General features: G+C 70.6%; 1 pseudogene. It reads right to left on the minus strand.

What is annotated here, in order from left to right:
- Positions 1–130: pseudogene (locus HUA74_RS45050) on the minus strand (nucleoside diphosphate kinase regulator); the annotation flags it as partial.
- Positions 131–398: the final 268 nt, after the last annotated feature.

The following is a 398-nucleotide window of genomic DNA, read 5'->3' on the forward strand; positions in this document are numbered from 1 at the left end:
CGGCGCGGGCGAGCTCGGACTCCAGCTGCTCCACGAGCTCGGCGTTGCGGGCGTTGCCGTACTGTTCGACGACGCGCTCCAGGCGCTGGAGGTCGGTGTCGGTGACGATGAGGGGGTGGTCGTGGGTCATGGCGATTGCCTCCGGTGGGAAGGGGATGGGGACGGCACGCACACCTGGAAAGGTGGGGGTGCGTGGCGCGAAGGTTCAGTGGGGGTGGAGCGGACGCCGTCCGTCGTGAGCTACGCGAGACGGGCGGCGTGGGTGACAAGCCAGGCGGTGGCTCGGCCGTGCGCGGGCAGCGTCCGGCGCACGGAAATCCGGCGCGGAGCACGCTGCAGGCAGGCTGTGAGCGAAACCGTCATCTGACGAGGAACCCGGGGGTTGCGGCTGCGGTGAA

Source organism: Myxococcus sp. CA051A, assembly GCF_013336705.1.
Taxonomy (GTDB): Bacteria; Myxococcota; Myxococcia; order Myxococcales; family Myxococcaceae; genus Myxococcus; species Myxococcus llanfairpwllgwyngyllgogerychwyrndrobwllllantysiliogogogochensis.